The sequence below is a fragment of the Rhodococcus sp. 14-1411-2a genome (assembly GCF_002259485.1).
Classification (GTDB): Bacteria; Actinomycetota; Actinomycetes; order Mycobacteriales; family Mycobacteriaceae; genus Rhodococcoides.
In genome coordinates, this window is record NZ_NPGA01000011.1 from 203,570 (window position 1) to 224,149 (window position 20,580).

A 20,580-nucleotide genomic window follows, 5' to 3' on the forward strand; every position below is an offset into this window, starting at 1 on the left:
GTCTTTCTCCGTTACATCTGGTTGTTCTCGATCGAAGGATCTAGAACGGTGGCTCTTCGTCTCCGCCACGTCCGCCGAAGGAGCCCGACGCCGCCGGGGCACTGCCCCAGGGATCGTCTCCGCCGGAACCGGAGTTGGACGAGGAGTTCGAGCGGCCGCCGCCCGATCCGCCGGAGGAACCGGAGCCGGAGCCGGAGTTGAAGCCGCCTCCGCCGCCACCTCCACCGCGATTGGCCTTGTTGACCTTTGCGGTGGCGTAGCGAAGTGAAGGTCCGATCTCGTCGACTTCGAGCTCGACGACTGTCCGCTTCTCACCTTCACGCGTCTCGTACGAGCGCTGCCGCAGCCGTCCGCTCACGATCACTCGCGAGCCTCGGGTCAAGCTCTCGGCAACGTTCTCCGCTGCCTCGCGCCAGATGTTGCAGCGCATGAAGAGCGCGTCGCCGTCTTTCCACTCGTTCGTCTGACGATCGAATGTGCGCGGGGTGGATGCAACCGTGAAGTTGGCAACCGCCGCACCGGCGGGGGTGAATCGAAGTTCTGGATCAGCCGTCAAGTTTCCGATGACGGTGATGACGGTCTCGCCTGCCATGGTTCCTCTTTCAGTAGTAAGCGTTGTAGATGCCAGCCTAGAGGCGGGCAACGACAATTACTTGCCCTGTCGCAGGACCTTCGTGCGCAGAACGGACTCGTTGAGTCCGAGCTGACGATCCAGCTCGCTGACCGTGGCAGGCTCGGCGTTGAGGTTCACAACGGCGTAGATGCCCTCGGCATGCTTGAGGATTTCGTAGGCCAGACGACGCTTGCCCCATACATCGACCTTGTCGACGGTGCCGCCATCCTTGCGAACGACGTTGAGGAACGTATCGAGCGACGGAGCGACAGTGCGCTCGTCCAGATTGGGGTCGAGAATGACCATCAATTCGTAATGACGCATAAGACCTCATCACCTCCTGTGGACTAGTGAAAACGGCCACGGACTGTCCGTGGCAGGAGGGTCGTTGCGTCAGCAACCCCTCGAAGATACACGAGGCGGGCCCTGACCTGCTAATTCACGTCGGGCGCACGGTCCGGCGTTCGGGCGTCATAGTCTTGCACCATGCGATCCGGGGTCCGCGCCAATCCGATGACGGTCGTCGTGGTCGTCGCCATGGCTGCGGTGGGATTGATTCTGGGTTATCTGAACAAGGCCCGATGCGCGGTCGCGCCGTTCGACGCCTCCGGTCGCAGCACGATGTTCGACGCCATCAAGGATTCCTCGGTCTGCTACTCCGACATCCAATTCCTGTGGCTCGGCCGAGACATCGACAATCACATCTTTCCGTATATCCACGGGGCCATCACCAGCGACGGAATCCTCACGGGCGGAACGGTGGAGTACCCGGTCCTCAGTGGCTTGCTGATGTGGCTCGGAGCCATTCCGGCCCACACCGATGCACAGTTCCTGTTGACCTCGGCGTTGATTCTCGCGCCGTTCGGTCTGCTCACCGCCTGGATGCTCGGCCGGATGGCAGGCTGGCCCGCCTTGCTCTGGTCGATCGGCCCGCCTCTGGTGATGTACGCCTTCCACAACTGGGAGCTTCCCGTCGTGGCCACCGCCGTCGGCGCGATCTTCGTCATGACGCTGCCGATGCCGCTGCGACGCAAGGCGATACTCGCCTCGGTGCTGCTGGCCGTCGGCTTCTGCCTCAAGCTCTACCCGGGAGCATTCGTGTTGCCCCTGATCGCGTACGTCGTCACCGGCGGCATCGATGGACGTGAGTCCGCCGACACCGTCCGAGCTCGCTGGGACATCCGCGGCGGCCTGATGGTGGCCGGCGCTGCCATCGGCACGGTCGTCGCAGTGAATCTGCCGTTCGCGGTGCTCGGTTACGAAGGATGGCGGGCGTCCTTCACATTCCAGTCGCTGCGGCAGGCAGACCTGACGACCAACTCCATCTGGTACTGGGGATTGCGCCACTTCTACATCAACGACCAGATGAATCCCGATGCCTACGCCGAGGCCGAGGCCTCCTTCCAGAACGTGGTCGACGTGGCGTCGCCGCTGCTGGTGTTCGCCGCGTTCGCTCTCGCGCTGTGGCTCGGATGGCGTCGCGCGAAGGTCGTCGGGACGTACCCGTGGGTCGCGGTCAGCGGATCGATGCTGTGCGGTTTCATGCTGCTGCACAAAGTGCACTCGCCCCAGTACACGCTGTGGCTGCTGCCCTTTCTGGTGCTGCTTCGGGTCCCGTGGGGGCTCGTCGCCGCGTATCTGGTCGTCGATCTGTCGATGGGAATCGGCGTCTTCAAGTACTTCGCCGCGTTGGCCTCGGGGGCCGATGCCACCGACGAGGAGTTCTTCGTTCTCGTCGGAGTGTGGGGACGAGCGCTGCTGCTGGTGGTGTTCTTCGTACTGTTCCTCCGAGCTCGGATGCGGGTTCCGTTCCCGGGCGAAACCGACCAGGCGTCTGTATCATCGCCCCGACCAGCAACGATATCGCTGACAACATCACCGGGGCAGTAGCACGTAGGGCGGGGCGGGGACATGACACAGGTGTCGCAATCGCAGGAGAACACCGAGAAACGAACCACCGATGTACGACGCGTCGGCCTCGTCGAGGACCACGAATCGGTAGCGCTCGGACTCAAGGCCATGCTCGCAGACGAACCCGACCTGGAACTGGTGTCCACCGCCGCCACGGTCGCGGAGCTGCTCGCCCAACAGCCGACACTCGATCTGGTGGTGCTCGATCTTCGTCTGGGTGACGGTTCGTCACCCCGCTCGAACGTGGAGCAGTTGCACGCCGCCGGCGCGCGCGTCCTCGTCTACACCGGAGCCGAGAACGCCTTTCTCGTTCGTTCGGCAGCCCGTGCAGGTGTGCTCGGCGTGGTCCGAAAGTCCGCCCCGGCGGCGGCGATCGTCTCCGCGATCCGACGCGCAGCGAGCGGCGGGCAGGTCGTCACGACGGATTGGGCTGCGGCGATCGACGGTGATCCGCAGCTTCCCGACGTCGGACTCAGTCCGCGTCAGCGCGAGGTACTCGCCCTCTACGCGTCGGGCGAGAAGGCCGGACGCGTCGCCCGCCTCGCCGGATTGTCCGAGCAGACCGTCAACGACTACCTGGTGCGGATCCGCAACAAATACGCCGAGGCCGGGCGGCCGGCACCGACGAAAACCGATCTGTACAAGCGAGCGGTCGAGGACGGCTGGCTGCCGATGCCCGAACTACCTCCGCAGGATTGACCCGCGGACTTGCTGTGGTTCATCCCACAGTGTCGACGCGGGTGAGCACCGCGGTTTCCGACGCACTCAGGGGTTCGACGAGCGGAGTGGTGACCGCCCGGATACTGCCGCCCGGCCGCGCGAGGATCGTATCCATCCTGGTCAGCGACTCGAGCGCCGACGTGCGGATCGAACTCGATGCTGAAGGCCGGCAGTCTGTCGTAGCTTCGTGACACGCTTACCGGACGGTTGACGGTTCAATGCCCCCAATAGTCAGGGCAGAAAACCTGCGAATTACCTGTGAGAATCATTCCCATTGGTTTAGTTGGTCTCAACCCACTACGGCGTCCGGGAGAATTGATGTCTGCACTGCTCGAACCCTTGCCCTCCGCGGACGACGCGGGAGTCCCGACGACGCCTCGTTCACGTGGGCCCATCAGCTTGGTTCCGCCTGCGATGCAGATACACCCCGTCCCGGCCGCCCCGAGCCCGTTCCCGCCGCGACCGGATCTGACCGGCCGCGAGATCGAGGTGCTGCTCTGCTGGATTCGACACGACTCGAAGACCGAAGTGGCGAAGACACTGTTTCTCTCGCTCGGCACGGTCAACACACACCTCACCCGAATCCGGGCCAAGTACACCTCGGTGGGGCGCCCGGCACCGACCAAAGCCGCCCTCGTCGCACGGGCCCTGCAGGACGGGCTGGTCGACATCTCGGAGCTGTGAGTCTCGGAGCTGTGAACCCGCCGGTCAGACGCTGACTGCGGTCTCCACGCCTTCGTTCTCCAGACGCTTGTTGCGTCGGATGCTGCTCAGCAGGGCGGCTCCGATGAACAGAATTCCCACGAAACCGGTGATCAGCTCGTTGATGTGCACACCGATCGAGACCAGCAGGATGATGGACAACGCGCCGATCGCCCAGTGCGCACCGTGCTCGAGGTACACGTAGTCGGACAACGTTCCCTTGCGGACCAGGAACACCGTGATCGAGCGGACGAACATCGCGCCGATGAAGCCGAGGCCGAGCGCGATGATGATGGGGTCGGCGGTGATGGCGAAGGCACCGATGACACCGTCGAACGAGAAGGACGCGTCGAGCACCTCGAGGTAGAGGAACAGGAAGAATCCGGCCTTACCCGTCGCCTTCGCCAGTTCGCTCGGTCCGCCCGAGGACTCTTCGCCCTCTTCCTCGACGTGGAAGAGCTCGCCGAGTCCGTTGACCGAGATGTAGGTGATCATGCCCAGCACACCCGAGACCATGACGGTGGAGATCTTGTCGTCCTCGGCCAGGAACTCGGCGCTCAGTACCAACAGCAGGCCTGCGACGACCACGGAGAGCTGATCGAGGCGGCCGATCCGGGCGAGGGGCTTCTCGAGCCAGCTCAACCAGGTGATCTCGCGGTCCTCGAAAATGAAGCCGAGGAACAACATCAGCAGGAACATGCCACCGAACGCGGCGATCTGCGGATGCGCGTCGGTGAGCAGAGTTTCGTAACTCGGCGACCCGTCCGGGAAGGTCGCGGCACCGTCGGCGGGCGGGTTCAGTGCCAGATCGAGTGCCGCCACCGGGCCCAGACCGGACGCGGCCCAAACGATGACCAGCGGGAACAGCAACCGCATGCCGAACACCGCGATGATGATGCCGATGGTGAGGAAGATCTTCTGCCAGAACTCGCTCATGCGTCGCAGCACAGTGGCATTGATGACGGCGTTGTCGAAGGACAACGACACCTCGAGCACGCCGAGGATGAGGACCAGGATCATCGCCTCGATCCCGCCGTACAGGAAAGCCACGATCACGGACACGATGGTGACCGCGATCGACCATCCGAAGATCTTCACAACCACAGTCAGTGGCCTTTCTCGAGACTTGAGACGGAAAAACCCCCGCCCATCATGAATGACGAGGCGGGGGTACTCCCAATCTTGAGAGGGCCTTTACTACACGTTTACCCCGAAATCGCGGGCGATTCCTGCGAGTCCGGATGCGTAGCCCTGACCGACTGCGCGGAACTTCCACTCCGCGCCGTTGCGGTACAGCTCACCGAAGACCATGGCGGTCTCGGTGGAGGCATCCTCGCTGAGGTCGTAGCGAGCGAGCTCGGAGTTGTCGGCCTGGTTGATGACGCGGATGAACGCGTTGCGCACCTGACCGAACGACTGCGAGCGTGCGTCCGCATCGTAGATCGACACGGGGAAGACGATGGTCTCGATCTCCGGCGGTACCGCGGCGAGATCGACCTTGATCTGCTCGTCGTCTCCGTCGCCCTCACCCGTGGTGTTGTCGCCGGTGTGCTCGATGGAGCCGTCCGGAGACTTCAGGTTGTTGAAGAACACGAAGTGCCCGTCGCTCAAGGCCTTCTTCGTCGAGTTCAGAGCGATGGCGCTGGCGTCGAGATCGAAGTCGGTGCCGGTCGTCGTGCGGATGTCCCATCCGAGACCGACCACGACCGCGGTCAGGTTCGGAGCTGCCTTGGTGAGCGAGACATTGCCACCCTTGCTGAGGCTGACGCCCATTGAGAGGTCCTTTCGCAATTGGTTTCCCGTTACGGGTTCAACCGTAGTGGGAATGTCCGGTTCTTGGACGTACTCCGCCAACGAGTACGACATCGCCAGGGTTCCCGTCAGTACTATCGAGCAGGTGACAAGTCGCTGGCCTGGGGTGTTCCGCCGGGGTGCCGAATCCGACGCCGCCGCGCGTCGTTCCCAGGACAACGCTGTCGCCGCGTTCCTCGACATGGACAAACGTCAGTCGATCGCCTCGGCGGGCGTCGAGGCCTCCACCGCACTGCGTCCTCAGGATCGACTCGCGAGCCGGTGGGCAGACACCGAGAAGCAATGTTTCGATGCCGGAGCTGCCTACCTCGCCGCCGTCGATCAGTTCGACGGAATCACCACTCCTGCCGCCAGATCGGCCTTCGACCGAGCGACCGCGCTTCTGCACGACGCCAGCTCGGCTGTGGATCGGTTCTACGAAGCCCACCGAGACACCCTCGAGCAGTCCTCCGCTCAGTTCGCCGCGACCCCGCGCTTGGTCCAGGACGCACTGGCCGAGGCCGACGCCGCCCGATCGACCGTCGACGAACAGTTTGCCGGCTACCCCTCACTCCGGCAGGCGTGGCGCGAACTCGATTCGGCAACAACGCAATTGCAGGCCGATCAGCGCGACCCCCTGCGCGCCCGAGAGCACGCCGCCCTGGTCCGCGAGCGGGCGGCCGCACTGCGTGCTGCAGTGAACTCGGCCCCGGGCCGCCTTCAGGAGGCCCGAACGGCACTGACCTCGGTGCGCACCCGAATCGAAGCCGTGCGAACGAGATCCGAGGGCATTGCCCCGGCCTTCTCGAGCTTGCTGCGGGAGTTCAACGCCAAGAGCTCGGCGGACCTCTCTCGCAACGAACGGTCCAGTGTGCGCCACATCGAGCAGGCCGACGAGGATCTGAGCGCAGCGCGTTCTGCACTCGACGCGGGCAATCCCGAACACTCATTGGATCTGGTGACCCAGGCACGCCAACACCTGAGCGATGCCGAACAACTGGTCGACGCGGTCACCGACCGAGTTCGTCTGCTGCGCGCGGTCAAAGCCGATCCGAAACAGACCGAGAACAAAGTGCGGTTCAAACTTCGTGACGCCCAACAACTCGCGGTCAACCGTGGTCTGGTTGCCGAATGGGGCTCGGTGTTGGATGCTCAGCTCGCCCGGATCGACAGGGCGAGCACAGCCCTGTCGGGTACCCACCCCGACTACTGGTCATATCTGCAGGATCTGGATACCATTTCGGACTTCATCGCAGGCGTGATCGACCGCATGCGTACCTCGCACTGATCACATTCACACGAAGGACAGTGGTGCAACACTTTCGCCATCTCGACGCAGACACCCGTGAACGAGTGTTCTTCCTGCAGCCGGAGGACATCGAGACGAGCGACGGAAACGACCTCGTGGCAACGGCTCTCGGAGCGACGCTGTACATCCCGGCTACGCGTCCCGACCTGACCGCGACGGTGAACAAACGCACCGACGAGGGGGTTCGGTCCATCGTCATCGATCTCGAAGACGCTGTGGCGGACCATAATCTGGAAGAAGCGCTGGCCAACACCGTACGAACTCTGAACGAACTCTCGGGTTCGGGATCACTGGTGTTCGTTCGAGCTCGCACCGCCGCGCACATCCGCAGCATCTGCGCCGGCCTGAACCACGGTGCCGCCGGGCTCGCCGGATTCGTCGTACCGAAGTTCACGGCAGCACGCGGAGCCGAGTTCCTCGACGAGATCGTCGCCGCGTCCACGACACACGGCACCCGTCTGTTCGCCATGCCCGTCCTCGAATCCACGGAAGTGGTGCACCGAGAGACACGCGACGCGGAACTGGTTGCCATCCGTGAACTCCTCGGTGAGTACCGCGACACCGTGCTGGCGGTGCGAATCGGGGCCACCGACATGTGCGGCACCTTCGGCATCCGCCGCGACCGCGACCTGACGATCTACGACGTCCGCGTCGTCTCCGACGTCATCAGCGCTATCGTCAATCACCTGGGTCGTTACGACGGATCGGGTTTCGTCATCACCGGACCGGTGTGGGAGTACTTCGCAGACCACGAACGCATGTTCCGCCCGCTGCTGCGCCAGACGCCGTTCGTCGATCAGGAGGCCGTGCGCTTTCGCCAGCAACTGGTGAGCAGCGACCTCGACGCCCTCCTGCGCGAGGTCGCACTCGACCGCGCGAACGGCATTCAGGGCAAGACCGTCATCCACCCCTCGCACGTGCCTGCCGTGCACGCGCTGTCCGCGGTGACGCACGAGGAATACCACGACGCACTCGACATTCTCTCCTCCGACCAGGGCGGCGTCCAGGCATCCGGCTACCGCAACAAGATGAACGAGCTCGGCCCGCACCGCAATTGGGCGAAACAGACAGTGGTGCGCGCCAGGGCGTTCGGTGTCACCAACGAGGGGATCACGTTCGTGGATCTACTGACCGCACTGGCACAGCGATGAACGCGAATCCGGCCGACGGCATCGTGCTCACCGACACCGGTTCGTCGTCGTCCTGGACGGCAACACAGTTGGTGCTGCCCGGTCTGCGTCGCAACCCTCGCCGCGCCCACCTGTTGGTCTCGACGGTGCTCGGCAAACACATACCCGTCGATCCGGACGTCGTCATCGCCGCCGGCAACGAACTGGCCGCCCTGGTGCAGACCGCGGTGGGCGGCTCCGACGTCGACGTCCTCGGATTCGCCGAAACGGCAACCGGATTGGGCCATACCGTCGCGACGGCTCTGGGCGCGCACTGCTACCTGCACTCGACGCGTCGCCACGTTCCCGGCATGACCGTGCACGGCGAGTTCGAGGAGGGTCACTCACACGCCACCGACCACCTGCTGATGCCCACCTCGGCCGACCTTCTCGCCGGCGACCTACCGTTGATCCTCGTCGACGACGAGATCTCGACCGGAGCGACCGCGCTCGATGCCCTTCGGCAGATTCACGCATCCGCCGGCCGCGCGCACTACGTCATCGCATCCCTGGTGGACATGCGCACCACCGAGCATCTCGCTGCTGCTGCGGCGGTGGCAACAGAACTCGGCGTTCGGATCGACAACGTGAGCCTGGCGCAGGGATCGGTGGAGCTCGAGCCAGGCCTGGTGGAGACGGTGCTGGCCCTCCCCGATCCGGAGTTCGATCCGGTTGCTGCACAGCCTGGTTCGGTTCGCCGCGTCGATGCACAGTGGCCGGCAACCCTGCCCGACGGCGGCCGGCACGGGTTCCTCCGATCCGACGCCGCCGGTTTCGACTCGGCGATCGATGCTCTCGCAGCCACCGTCGACGCGTCGCTCCCCGGATCGGCACCGGTGGTCGTCATCGGCCACGAGGAGCTCATGTACCTGCCGCTCCGACTGGCGGCGGCATTGCAGGAGCGCGGGCACACCGCACTGTTCCAGACCACCACTCGGTCACCGGCATACGTTCTCGACGTGCCCGGCTACCCCCTGCGCCGCGGCTTCGAGTTCACTGCGCCCGAGGACGAATCGGGACTGCGCTACCTCTACAACGCGTCCGGACCGGACGACGCGACACTGGTGCTCGTCGCCGACGCCCCCGCCGACACCGACGCTCTGGCAGCAGCCGCCGAGACCCTGGCCGCCTCGGGTACCGACGTGCTGCTGGTCGTCGTCACGGGCGCGGACCCGGTGGCTCTCGAAGTCTCGCGGCGGGCACGTCCGCTGCGGGGGCCGGATTTCGGTTCGTACGCAGCCGACGAAGTCACCTGGCTGCTCAAGGACCTCTCGTCGGTCTCACTCGAAGCAGGAATCGAGGAGCGGGAGAAGCGCATTCAGGCAGGCGAAGCCCACTACGCCGAATCGCTTCCGGTCGAGTATCAACCGGATCTCGCCTACCGCGAACTGTTCGAGAAAGTGCTGCAGGAGAGCGCGTCACGGCTGGCGGTCGCGGTCGGCACCGTCACCGAGGTCGTGCTGGCCGAGCGCGGACACGACATCGCACTGGCGTCTCTGGCCCGCGCGGGCACACCCGTCGGAATTCTGATGCGCCGCTGGGCATTCTCAGCCCATGGCCTCGAGATTCCGCACTATGCCGTCTCGATCGTGCGCGATCGAGGCATCGACGCCGTCGCCCTGCGCTACCTGGCCGAGCATCACGATTCGCGCTCGGTGGTGTTCGTCGACGGCTGGACGGGCAAGGGCGCGATCGCCCGCGAACTCACCGCGGCGCTGCGCGAATTCCCCGGAGCCGAGTTCGACGACGACCTCGCCGTGCTCGCCGATCCGGGCAACTGCGCTCGCACCTACGGCACCCGCGACGACTTCCTCATCGCGTCTGCCTGCCTGAACTCGACTGTGTCGGGCCTGGTTTCACGAACCGTGCTCAACGACAGTCTGATTCGTCCCGGGGACTTCCACGGCGCGAAGTACTACGCCGATCTCGCCCCCGACGACGTCTCGCGTCACCTGCTCGACACCGTCGCAGCCCGTTTCGAGGACGTCCGAGACGAGGTCGATGCCTCGGTAGCAGCGGTTCTCGGCTCCGACCGAACACCCACGTGGTCCGGCTGGGCATCGGTGGAGAAGGTCCGCGAGGAGTACGGCATCTCGCACGTCAATTTCGTCAAACCCGGCGTCGGCGAAACCACTCGGGTGCTGCTGCGTCGTGTCCCGTGGCGAGTACTGGTGCGCGAGGCCGATGCACCCGAGCACGAACACATCAGGATGCTCGCTGCGGCCAGAGGGGTGCCGGTGGATGTGGTTCCCGACCTCGCATATTCGTGCATGGGGCTGATCAAGAACGTGTCGAGCGTGGACGCGTCGTGAGCGCTCTCGTCGCGGTGGATCTCGACCGTACGATGATCTTCTCCGAGGGCGCACTCGTTGTGCCCCTGGACGATTCGTTCGAGTGCGTGGAGCTGTACAAGGGAAAGCCGTTGTCGTACATGTCTTCTCGTTCGATCTCTCTGCTGCGCGAGTTGAGCGAGAATGTTGTGGTCGTGCCGACCACGACACGTACCATCGAGCAGTTTCAGCGGATCGCACTCCCGGGTGCCCCGTGGCGGTACGCCATCACCAGCAACGGCGGCAACATTCTTGTCGACGGCGAGCCGGACATGCACTGGCGCAACGGGTTCGAGTTGAACCTGGCCGGCATCGGTGCCGAGTTGAGATCGAGGGTCTCCGAGGACTGGGTCCTCAAGTACCGCGAGGCCGACGGCCTGTTCTGCTACCTGGTGGTGAACACGGCGGCCGTGCCCGAGGGCTTCGTCGCGGAGTGGTCGCAGTGGTGCGCCGCTCGGGACTGGAACGTCTCGCAACAGGGGCGCAAGATCTACACGATGCCCAACGCGGTGTGCAAGAGCTCTGCGGTGGCCGAGGTTCGGAGCAGGCTGATACAGGACGGCACCCTCGACGCCGATGCCCGAGTCCTCGCCGCAGGTGACGGTGCACTCGACGCCGAGATGCTCATCGCGGCCGACGCCGCGATCCGTCCGCGGCACGGCGAACTGGAGCTGCTCGGATTCACTCGGCCCGGGTTGACCGTCACCGACTCCTCCGGTGTCCGGGCCAGCGAGGAAATTCTCGAATGGCTGCGGAACCGAACCGCCGTTCGCCGCGTCTAACTGTTCGTCGGGGAGGCAGACGTAGGGCAAGGGGTGGGCATGACGGATCCGTACGAGGAACTCGCAGCGACGATCGACAACATCGTCACCAGTGCGTTCGTGACGCCGATCGGCCCCGAATTTCTCGGCTCCGTTCTGAATGCGGCATTCGAGAAGGCGAACGTGGCCCTCGACTACCGCGGCGAGTTCGAGCCGGCCGAAGTGGTCATCACGGAGGCGTTCGAGGTGATGCCGCACGAGCAGATCGTGACCATGGTGAAATCGCTGGGTACCGAAACCATCGGGGAATCGTCCAAGAACTGGAACGACTTGTCCGCTGCCGCGAACAGCGGATCCGACGGCTTCCGGTCCGGCATCGAGGCGGCCATGACGTCGGGCTGGTCGGGACCTACAGCCGACGCCGTCCGCGGCGGTGTGGGCGACTACGTCTCGTCTGCGAACGCGCTGTCCACCTCCATGAGTCTGATCAGCAACAAGTTGCTCGAGGCGCACTCCGGTTTCACGCAGACGAAGTCGAGGATGCCGCCGGTGGTTGCGGGAGCCGAAAGCAGCTTGATCGATTCCCTGCTGCCCATTCCCTTCGCCGCGAAGGAGGTGGTGTCGGCCCGAGAGGAGCAGCAGGAGGAAGCACGGCGAATCATGCGCTCGGTCTACGTACCAGGGGTATTGCAGTCCGATTCCGAGGTCCCGGTGCTACCGGCAGCGCACAACCCGGTCGTTGACGGTGGCGGTTCCGACGGCAGCTGGGGACAGTTTGGTTCTGCCGGGGGCGGAGATGGGGGTATCGGGTCGACTTCGCCCGGCGGCTCCGGTGCCGTGGGTGGGGCTGACAGGGCAGCGCAGGCGCAGGCCGGCGGCACTGGGGCTGCCGAAGCGGGTCGGAGCGGTAGTGCTGCGTCGGAGCAGCCAGGGTCGAGCGGTTCGGGTTCCCTGCTTCCGGCCGACCACTCCGGTGAAACTCGTGCCGCAGCGGCTACCGGGCCGGGTGCTTCCGGCAGTGGTGCGGGTTCCGGGGTCGGCGCAGGTCCCGGCGGGGGGTTCGGCGGAACAGGACCGGGCGGCAGCGGCTTCGCAGGATCCAATGGTTCCAGCTACGGCGGCGGTGCGGGATACGGGTCCGGATCCGGAGGCAGTTCCGGTACCGGATCGGGTTACGGCGGCTCGATTCTCGGCTCTCCGATCGGCGGCGGCACGGGCGGGATCGGTGCGGGCGGCAGCGGGGCGGGAGGCAGCGGTGCGGGCAGCGCAGCTACGGCGTCGGCCGGCCGCGCGGGAGCGCACGGCATGCCGGGAATGGGTGCCATGGGCGCAGCAGGCGCACGGGGAGCCGGCGACAACGACGGAGAGCACGCCGTTCCCGGCTACCTCGTCGATGTGAGCAACGGCAGCGAGCTGATCGGCGATCTACCCCTGGTCGCACCTCCGGTACTCGGCGGCTGACGGTGACGAAATGGACCATGCCCGGCATCGACTTCATGATGCTGTGCAGTCGATTCGGGCGCGACCGACTGCCGTACCCCCTGGCGGTCACCATCGACGTCGAGACCGTCGACGAACTCCGACAGTTGCGGAGCGAGGCGTCGGCGAGGATCGACGCGATGATGGACGAGAAGCTCGGCGCAGCCGTTCGGACCGTCGTCGACCCGATCGTTCGCATCGAATGTCGCGGCGAGACAACCGATTCTCGTCACGGCATCGTGCGCAGCCACTCAGCGATTCGCCACGACACTGCCGCGGTGCTCACTCGAGAGCCCGGGCCCGACGCCTCCTCCGGCGGTGCCGTCACCGTCGAACTGACCGGCCCTGCCTATGCCCCCGCCGTCGTTCTCGGATCCGTACCGAACATCGCTGCAGGCCGTCGACCGGCCGAGCGACTCGAACGCGTCACTGCTGCAACGACTTCGGGTGGTTCGCATCTGTCCACCGCAACCCGGGGTGCGACGGCGGACGAGCGGTTCCGGTCGTTCTTCGACCGCCCGCGGTCTGCAGTCGGCGAGATCATCGTCGCGCGCGGCCCGACCTACGACAACCGCCGCGACACCGATGCCGTTTCGTTCTTCTGGATGGACTTCGAACACGACGGCCGGTACATCGTCCACTCCGCGGAAACGATCGACATCGCGCCCGCCGATACTGCCGGCCTGGCGTCGGAGATCGGGCGGCACGTGGCAGTGGCGCTGAGGCGGTGAGGACGGCCCGCTCTTGACACCGTATCGATTTTCGATAGGTTATCGATATTCGTTGTTATCGACTATCGATATGGAGGCGGCGGGATGGCATACGGAGTGGGCTCGGCACGGGCGAACAAATGGACGATGGCCGTCTATGCGGCGGCAGCTGTGATCTGGACCGGTCGGAAGATGTCGGAATACCGCTCTTCGGACCACGTCAGCGCAACCGTCACGCCTCTGGAGGAGTCGCCGACGCTCGACCTGTTCGGCGGACAGTTGCAGCCAGGCAACGTCATCGAGCTCAGTGTCGCCAAAAGCGACGTCCAGCGGCTCATCGGGATGATCGACTTCATGAGGTACGGCGAGATCGTGGCCGGCGGAATCCTCATCCTGGTGGGAATCTTCTTCGCGTACCGATTCTTCGACAATGTCATCAAGGAGACCCCGTTCAGCGTCGGTGCCAGCATCGACCTGGTCGTGGTTGCTGCCTGCCTGGTCCTGTACCCGGTCATCACCGGAGGGCTTCGGGTGATGAGTACCAACGCCATCCAGGCCGCACTCGAAACAACCGAGGTCACCGATACTGCACGAAGCTTCGGCTCGGTCTGGCTGGCCTTGATCGTCGCTCTGGTCCTGCAATTCGTCTACGCAGTTCTCCGGCAAGGCTCCAAGCTCGCTCGCGATGCCGATGGTCTGGTCTGATGGCGGAGGAGTTCGTCGACCATCTCGTCGTCTGTCATCTGGGCGAGATTCTCGACGCCCGCGGTATGACTCTCGCGGAACTCTCGCGTCTCGCCGGGGTCAGCGTCGTCAATCTGTCGGTGCTCAAGAACGACCGCGCCAAGGCCATCCGATTCTCGACGCTCACCGCAGTCTGTCGCGTCCTCGGCTGCACACCCGGCGACCTGTTCACCCTCCGCGAGATCTGACGTCCGCCCGATCGCAGCCACACCAGTCGGACAAATCGAACAAGTACATTGGATGACGGTAACCAGCACTACGAGAGAGAGTCCATCACATTGTCTGCTCCGGCCGGTCAACCGTTGTCCAAGGGTCAGAACGGCCCCCTCACCGTCGGTGACGTCGTCGTCTCCATCTCGCTGGCCGTACCTGCGGACCTGTCCGCGCTACTGGTCACCGACGCCGGAAAAGTACGCACCGACGCCGACTTCGTGTTCTTCAACCAGCCCACCGGCCCCGGTGTTCGCCTCGAGCCCGGCCAGGGCGGACCGGCCCGGCTCGCCGTGTCGCTCGCTGCAGTGCCCGCCGACATCGAGCAGATCCGCGCGGTCATCACCCTCGACGACGCGTCGAGCAACTTCGGGCGATCCACCGCCCCCGTGGCGCGGGTGAGCGATACAGCCGGAAATGTGTTGTACGAGTACACAATCGATGGCCTCAGCTCGGAGTCCATCGTGATCGCGCTGGAGATCTACCGCCGTCAGGGAAGTTGGAAGGTGCGAGCCGTCGGGCAGGGCTACGCGGGCGGGTTCGCCGCCCTGGTGACCGATCACGGTGTGTCCGTGGACGACGCCCCTGCTCCGACACCTGCCGCACCGACACCTCCTCCCGCTCCCGTCACTCCACCGCCGCCCGCTGCCCCGCCGGCACCGCCCGCCGCCCCGGTCCCCACCGAGGCTCCGGAAGTCAGCCTCACCAAGTCCAAGCCCGTCAGCCTCACGAAGGGCCAGAAGGTCACCCTCCGCAAGGACGGCGGCGTGGCGCTGACGGTCATCCGGATGGGTCTCGGCTGGGACCCGGTGACCACTCCGAAGAAGGGCGGATTCTTCGGCGGCGGCGGCCGAGCTGCGAACATCGACCTGGACGCGTCGGCGATCATGCTCGCCGACCGCAACGTCAACGATGTCGTCTACTACGGGCAGCTCAATGCCAAGGACGGCTCGATCGTGCACCAGGGTGACAACCTCACCGGCGAAGGCGAGGGCGACGACGAGGTGATCGTGGTCGACCTGACGCGGGTACCCAAGCACGTGACCGGCATCATCTTCACGGTCACGTCGTACCGCGGTCAGACGTTCGAGCAGGTCGCGAACGCATTCTGCCGTCTCGTCGACAACACCACCAACACCGAACTGGCCCGCTTCACCCTGCAGGGCGGCATGCCGTTCACCGGTCTGGTGATGGCGAAGGTGTACCGCCAGGGCAGCGAATGGAAGCTCCAGGCCATCGGCGACGGTATCCAGGCCAAGCATGCCGGTGAAGCCGTCAAACAGCTCGGCCGCTATATGTGACCTTGCGGGCAGTAGTCGTCCGATCTGCAGCGCCGTCGAGCACGCCACCGAGCGGGTCGACGGCGCTGCCGTTTCGAATGAGATCCTCGGCCGGCCGGTAGATCTGCCGAACGATCAACGCGCACAATCCGATCACGGCGACATCGCGCACCACGACGGTCGCGGTGAACCACTGTTCGGGTAGACCCTTGTTCTCCACACCCAGGTAGTAGTACATCCGCGGGAACCAGACGAAGGCGTCGATCGTCATCCACGCCAACAGGATTCGACGATGCGGCAGCGCCAGTACGGCCAGCGGAACCAGCCACAGCGAGTACTGCGGACTCCACACCTTGTTGGTGAGCAGGAACCCGGCGACCACCAGGAACACCAGCTGCGCGAGCCGCGGCCGCGTCGGAGCCGTCGTGCCGATGTACGCGATCAGCGCACACACGATGGCGAACAACACGAGCGTCACGGCATTGAGAACCAACGGTTTGTCGCCCGGGTACAGCGGACCGTCGAAACCGGTCCAACCGGTGAACGAGGTGACCACGTTGTACAGCGAATCCGGGTCCGCGCCGCGCTCGGAATTGAGCCGGAAGAACTCGTACCATCCCGACGGATACAGCAGCGCCAGTGGAAGATTGACCGCCAACCAGGCACCTATCGCCGCACCGGCGGTGATGCCCCACTCGCGCATCTTTCCGGTGCGCCAGCACAGCACCAGCAGGGGCCCGAGGAACAACAGGGGATAGAGCTTGGTGGCACCGCCGAGACCGATCAGAACTCCGGCCAGTACCGGCTTCTTCTTGGCCCATGCCAGCAACCCAGTGAGCGCGAAAGCCGTTGCGAGAGCGTCGAAATTGGTGAATCCGTGCACGATCACCAGGGGCGAGACCGCCACGAGGGCAGCGTCCCAGATGCGGCGTCCGGCGGCTATTGCGGTGGCCCATACGGTGACCAACCAGGCGACGGCCAATCCCAGGGCAACCACGTTGAAGTAGACGACGACCGGCAACGCCTGCGGCAGGAAACTCAGTGAGTTCCATGCCTTTCCGACGACCATCGACCCGTACTGGTAGAGCCCGGCGAGCACCGGGTACTCCATGTACCGAATCTGACTCGACCCGTCGGCCTTGGTCTCTTCCCAGGACTTCTTGTACGGGAACGCACCTTGATCGAGTCGCTCCGCCCCGTACAGCGGCACGGTATCGGAGTAACACATCGCCACGTACTGACGACTGCCACTCCAATCGAGTCCGAGCTCACCGCCCGGTCCCACCGGTGCCTGCTGGATACACGCGGCCTTGGCGAACCAACCGAAGCAGAGAAAGACCACCGCGAGCAGCAGAATCACCCGGAGCGCAGTGAACCAGCGCTGCCGTCCGATGACCGCGTGCTTGCCGACCGGACCGCCGATGACCGAGGACAATTCCTCGGTCATCGGATCGGTACGACTGGGTAGATCGCGGTCCGCAGCGCTCGCCGAATCGAGGCGACCGGGGCTCGCCACGGCTCGACCCTTGCGGTCGGGTTCGGTCGTCACCGCCGCGTCGCTACTGCCCGGGCGCTGCCGGTTCGGGCGCTGCCGGTTCGGGTGCCGCCGGTTCGGGTTCCGCGGGCTGCGCCGGTGCCAGTCCGGGAAGCGGGATGGTCACGCCGGGCAGAATCTCGACCTGCCGCGGAGTGATGACGACCGGCGGCGAGATCTCCGTCGGAATCGGCAGGGTCACCTGCGGCGGAGCTGTCGATGGTGCCACCGTCGTCGCCGGAGCGGGTGCCGAGTACTGCGGCACACCGGCCTGACCCGCGATGGCCTCGGGCGTCGGGAAGGTCTCGTTCGAGGTGCCGTCCAACGTGCCGTCCAACGTGTCTTTCCAGATGTCCGACGGTAGTCCCGAGCCGTAGATCGGTCCGCCGTAACTGTTCTCGAGCGGCAGACCCTGCTCGGTGCCCACCCAGACGGCAGTGGACAGCGACGGCGTGTAGCCGACCATCCAGGCATCCTTGTTCTGACCGGTGTCTCCGAGCTGAGCGGTACCGGTCTTGGCTGCCGACTGGCGACCGCCGGCGAGGTTGTGACCGTTGGAGTAGCCGGCGATCGGACGCATCGCCGAGGTCACGTTGTCCGCAACCGCAGCCGAGACGACCTGCTGGCCGGCTTCGGGAGCCCGGTCGAGCAGCACGGTGCCGTCGGCGGTGACGACCTTCTGCACGAAGTGCGGAGTGTGATAGACGCCGGACGCAGCCAATGTCGCGTAGGCCGAAGCCATGTCGATGACGCGAGACTGATACTGGCCGAGCACGACTCCGTAGTTGGGGCCCGCGTTGTCGGGCTCGGTGAGGGTGGGTCCGACGCCCTCGATCTCCTGCGGGATGCCGAGCGTGTGTGCCATGTCCGCGATGGCCTGCGGACCGTTGTCCATGCTGAGCATCATCCGGTAGAAGCTGGTGTTCAGTGAACGCTTCAGCGCCTCGGCGATGGTGCACGTTCCACAGGAAGCGCCCTCGACATTGCTGATCTCGATGCCGTTGACGTCGAGCGGGGAGCTGTCGTACATCTTCGACAGCGGAATGCCCTGATCCAGCGCGGCGGCAAGACCGAACACCTTGAACGAGGATCCGGTCTGCAAGCCGGACTGGGCGAAGTCGAATCCTCGACCGTCCGCACCGCCGTAGTACGAGCGAACCGCGCCGGTGCGTGGATCGATCGACACCGACGCCGTCCGCAGCTCCGAGGGCTCGCCCTCCATGTTGCTGTTCACGGCCTCGACCGCGGCCGCCTGGGCGTTCGGGTCGATGGTCGTGGTGATCTGCAACCCCTCGGTATTGAGGTCCTGGTCACTGATACCCACCGCCGACAGCTCTCGCAGCACCTGGGCCTTGATCAAGCCGTCCGGCCCGGCATCCTGAGCATCGCCGGTATCGACCTGCGCGCTCGGGACCACCGCCGGGAACGTCATCGACGCCCGCTGGGTCGCATCGAGCTGACCCTGGGAGACCATGCCGTCGAGCACGTAGTCCCAACGCGCTTGCGCGCCGGTGGGGTTGAACTCGGGATCGAGATTGGAGGGTTGCTGGATGACGGAGGCGAGAACGGCACCCTCCTCCACCGACAGCTGGTCGACGGACTTGCCGAAGTACGCCGTCGACGCGGCGGCGATGCCGTAGGCACCGCGACCGAAGTAGATGGTGTTCAGGTACGCCGCAAGAATGTCGTCCTTGGACCACTGCCGCGCCATCTTCGAGGAGATGACGAGCTCACGCATCTTTCGGGTCAGCGTCCGATCGTTACCGACCAGCGCGTTCTTGACGTACTGCTGGGTGATGGTCGAGCCACCGCCGGCACTGTCGCGTCCGAGCACGTTGTCACGCAGAGCCCGGCCGAAACCGGTCACCGAGAATCCCGGATTGGAGTAGAAGTCGCGATCCTCGGCCGAGAGAACGGCGTTGCGCACGTGCTCCGGGATCTGATCGATCGTCACGTCGGTGCGGTTGCCCTCGGGTGGCACCACCTTGCCGAGCACACTCGAGCCGTCGGCCGCGAAGATCGTGGCGACCTGGTTGGTTCTGATGTCGCCGGGACGCGGCACGTCCTCGACGGTGTAGGCCACCATGAACGCCAGGATCGGCACGATCAGACCCAGGGCGATCAACGCATACATCGTGCGTCGAACGACCCGCCACTTGGACTTCTTCTTCGTTTTCGCGGCGGGACCTCTTTCGGGCGGCTCGGGCGGTTCGCTGCCCGAGGAGAGAACTGATGGATCGTTCGGTTCGTGGGGTGGTGGCACAGCGCCGGACCGAGTCACGCCCGTCGGGGCGGCGGATCGCACAGGAGGCGCGATGGGCGGCTCTCCGTACCGACGTTCGCCGTAGGGACGCTCACCCGCGGGACGTCCACTCACCGGATCCACCGGTGGCCTGCCCTGAGCGGGTCGGCCCTGCGGGGGCATGGGAGGGCGGCCCTGCGGGGGCATCGGACGCTGACCGGGAGGGGGACCGGGTCGCTGGCCGGGAGGAGGCATGGGAGGACGACCCTGCGGCGGCATCGGACGCTGACCGGGAGGAGGTCCCGGTCGCTGGCCGGGAGGGGGTACCGGTCGCTGGCCGGGCGGAGGCATCGGGGGACGGCCCTGCGGCGGCATCGGACGCTGGCCGGGAGGGGGTACCGGGCGACGCCCGGGTGGGTCGGAATGGCGGCTGCCGCGCGGCGGCCCGGGCACGTCGGGACGCCGTCCGGAGTCGCTACGGCCCGGTTCGTTGCTACCCGGATTGTTGTCGTAGGGGGAACTCACGTACGAATCTCCAGTAATTTCGGCGGCCGCGTCGAATTCTCGGTGGATGGGATCAGCTGAGCGATTGTGTCACTCACTCGCTGTTCGACGGTTCGGTTGACGGGAACCCGATCGCGGACGACGGGGTTGCTTGGGCGCGGGGACGGCCCCGAGGACATAGGACTGGACGAGGTGGTTCCAACTGCACGACCTACACACCTCGACCACGTGGACCGAGAACTCCTCCTGGGTCGCCGCGAGACGGACGAGTTCGTCCGCCGTTCTCGCCGACCCGGACAGTGCCCCGAGCTTCTCACCGAACACCCAGGACACCAGCGTGAGCTGCTCCTTGCGGCAGATGGGGCACACCACATCGCTGCCACGTCCGTGGAACTTGGCGGCGCGAAGAAGGTACGGATCCGCATCACAGACCGCTGCGACGCCCGTCCTTCCGGAGTACACCTCGGCCAGCAGCGACCGACGCTGAAGGGCGTAGTCCACCACCTGTCGCTGAAGTCGCACGAGGACCAGAGTACGTGCGGCCCCTCCGATGCGGACCTGCGAACCCCGC

At 65.3% G+C, this 20,580-nt stretch carries 19 protein-coding genes; 12 read left to right on the forward strand and 7 right to left on the reverse strand.

From position 1 onward, the window contains the following. Positions 1 to 40: 40 nt before the first annotated feature. Positions 41 to 592, reverse strand: coding sequence for a single-stranded DNA-binding protein (locus tag CH291_RS09375; RefSeq protein ID WP_037195207.1), 552 nt, complete (start codon positions 590 to 592; stop codon positions 41 to 43). Positions 593 to 649: 57 nt separating this feature from the next. Continuing rightward, the gene (gene rpsF / locus CH291_RS09380; RefSeq protein WP_008711385.1) at positions 650 to 937 is read right to left on the reverse strand and encodes a 30S ribosomal protein S6; all 288 of its coding nucleotides are present in this window, start codon (positions 935 to 937) and stop codon (positions 650 to 652) included. Positions 938 to 1,099: 162 nt separating this feature from the next. On the opposite strand from rpsF, the gene CH291_RS09385 reads away from it, so the two are divergent. The 3 genes from CH291_RS09385 to CH291_RS09395 all read left to right on the forward strand — a co-directional run bounded on the left by CH291_RS09385 (position 1,100) and on the right by CH291_RS09395 (position 3,928). Further along, positions 1,100 to 2,503, forward strand: coding sequence for a hypothetical protein (locus tag CH291_RS09385; protein ID WP_082898661.1), 1,404 nt, complete (start codon positions 1,100 to 1,102; stop codon positions 2,501 to 2,503). Between the two features lie 21 nt (positions 2,504 to 2,524). After that, positions 2,525 to 3,223: a response regulator transcription factor gene (locus CH291_RS09390; protein ID WP_068048783.1), complete on the forward strand. Its 699-nt coding sequence runs from the start codon at positions 2,525 to 2,527 to the stop codon at positions 3,221 to 3,223. 339 nt (positions 3,224 to 3,562) lie between these two features. Continuing rightward, entirely contained in the window at positions 3,563 to 3,928 is a 366-nt protein-coding gene (locus CH291_RS09395; RefSeq protein WP_068048450.1) for a helix-turn-helix transcriptional regulator, read from the forward strand. A 24-nt stretch (positions 3,929 to 3,952) separates the two neighbouring features. Here CH291_RS09395 and CH291_RS09400 read toward each other — a convergent pair whose 3' ends face one another. Together CH291_RS09400 and CH291_RS09405 are read right to left on the reverse strand one after the other, a co-directional pair. Continuing rightward, entirely contained in the window at positions 3,953 to 5,050 is a 1,098-nt protein-coding gene (locus CH291_RS09400; RefSeq protein ID WP_068048447.1) for a DUF475 domain-containing protein, read from the reverse strand. A 93-nt stretch (positions 5,051 to 5,143) separates the two neighbouring features. Continuing rightward, positions 5,144 to 5,719 (reverse strand): TerD family protein, encoded by a 576-nt coding sequence (locus CH291_RS09405; protein ID WP_032396932.1) that lies wholly within the window; start codon positions 5,717 to 5,719, stop codon positions 5,144 to 5,146. A gap of 220 nt (positions 5,720 to 5,939) precedes the next feature. On the opposite strand from CH291_RS09405, the gene CH291_RS09410 reads away from it, so the two are divergent. The 9 genes from CH291_RS09410 to CH291_RS09450 all read left to right on the forward strand — a co-directional run bounded on the left by CH291_RS09410 (position 5,940) and on the right by CH291_RS09450 (position 15,750). Then, on the forward strand, positions 5,940 to 7,025 hold the full coding sequence (locus CH291_RS09410) for a hypothetical protein (protein WP_094687316.1): 1,086 nt from the start codon (positions 5,940 to 5,942) through the stop codon (positions 7,023 to 7,025). Positions 7,026 to 7,048: 23 nt separating this feature from the next. Further along, entirely contained in the window at positions 7,049 to 8,197 is a 1,149-nt protein-coding gene (locus tag CH291_RS09415) for an HpcH/HpaI aldolase/citrate lyase family protein (protein ID WP_094638539.1), read from the forward strand. Then, positions 8,194 to 10,527, forward strand: coding sequence for a phosphoribosyltransferase (locus CH291_RS09420; RefSeq protein ID WP_094687290.1), 2,334 nt, complete (start codon positions 8,194 to 8,196; stop codon positions 10,525 to 10,527). Before CH291_RS09415 ends, CH291_RS09420 begins: the two co-directional genes overlap by 4 nt. After that, positions 10,524 to 11,327, forward strand: coding sequence for an HAD family hydrolase (locus tag CH291_RS09425; RefSeq protein ID WP_094687291.1), 804 nt, complete (start codon positions 10,524 to 10,526; stop codon positions 11,325 to 11,327). Before CH291_RS09420 ends, CH291_RS09425 begins: the two co-directional genes overlap by 4 nt. Before the next feature lie 39 nt (positions 11,328 to 11,366). Further along, on the forward strand, positions 11,367 to 12,767 hold the full coding sequence (locus tag CH291_RS09430; RefSeq protein ID WP_094687292.1) for a PPE domain-containing protein: 1,401 nt from the start codon (positions 11,367 to 11,369) through the stop codon (positions 12,765 to 12,767). A 17-nt stretch (positions 12,768 to 12,784) separates the two neighbouring features. Then, a complete protein-coding gene (locus tag CH291_RS09435; protein ID WP_143545905.1) occupies positions 12,785 to 13,516 on the forward strand; it encodes an ESX secretion-associated protein EspG in 732 nt (243 codons plus the stop codon). Between the two features lie 84 nt (positions 13,517 to 13,600). Then, entirely contained in the window at positions 13,601 to 14,200 is a 600-nt protein-coding gene (locus tag CH291_RS09440) for a DUF2975 domain-containing protein (protein ID WP_256980784.1), read from the forward strand. Continuing rightward, entirely contained in the window at positions 14,200 to 14,427 is a 228-nt protein-coding gene (locus tag CH291_RS09445; RefSeq protein WP_068047485.1) for a helix-turn-helix domain-containing protein, read from the forward strand. The genes CH291_RS09440 and CH291_RS09445 overlap by 1 nt, the downstream gene beginning before the upstream one ends. 90 nt (positions 14,428 to 14,517) lie before the next feature. Then, the gene (locus CH291_RS09450) at positions 14,518 to 15,750 is read left to right on the forward strand and encodes a TerD family protein (RefSeq protein WP_231893746.1); all 1,233 of its coding nucleotides are present in this window, start codon (positions 14,518 to 14,520) and stop codon (positions 15,748 to 15,750) included. On the opposite strand, the gene CH291_RS09455 is transcribed toward CH291_RS09450, so the two are convergent. The 3 genes from CH291_RS09455 to CH291_RS09465 form a co-directional block, all read right to left on the reverse strand. Then, positions 15,725 to 17,176, reverse strand: coding sequence for a glycosyltransferase family 87 protein (locus CH291_RS09455; RefSeq protein WP_094687318.1), 1,452 nt, complete (start codon positions 17,174 to 17,176; stop codon positions 15,725 to 15,727). The genes CH291_RS09450 and CH291_RS09455 overlap by 26 nt on opposite strands. A 112-nt stretch (positions 17,177 to 17,288) precedes the next feature. Next, complete coding sequence (locus CH291_RS09460) at positions 17,289 to 19,397, reverse strand: transglycosylase domain-containing protein (RefSeq protein WP_094687294.1); 2,109 nt, start codon at positions 19,395 to 19,397, stop codon at positions 17,289 to 17,291. A gap of 702 nt (positions 19,398 to 20,099) precedes the next feature. Then, positions 20,100 to 20,531 (reverse strand): DUF5318 domain-containing protein, encoded by a 432-nt coding sequence (locus CH291_RS09465; protein ID WP_170944655.1) that lies wholly within the window; start codon positions 20,529 to 20,531, stop codon positions 20,100 to 20,102. Positions 20,532 to 20,580: the final 49 nt, after the last annotated feature.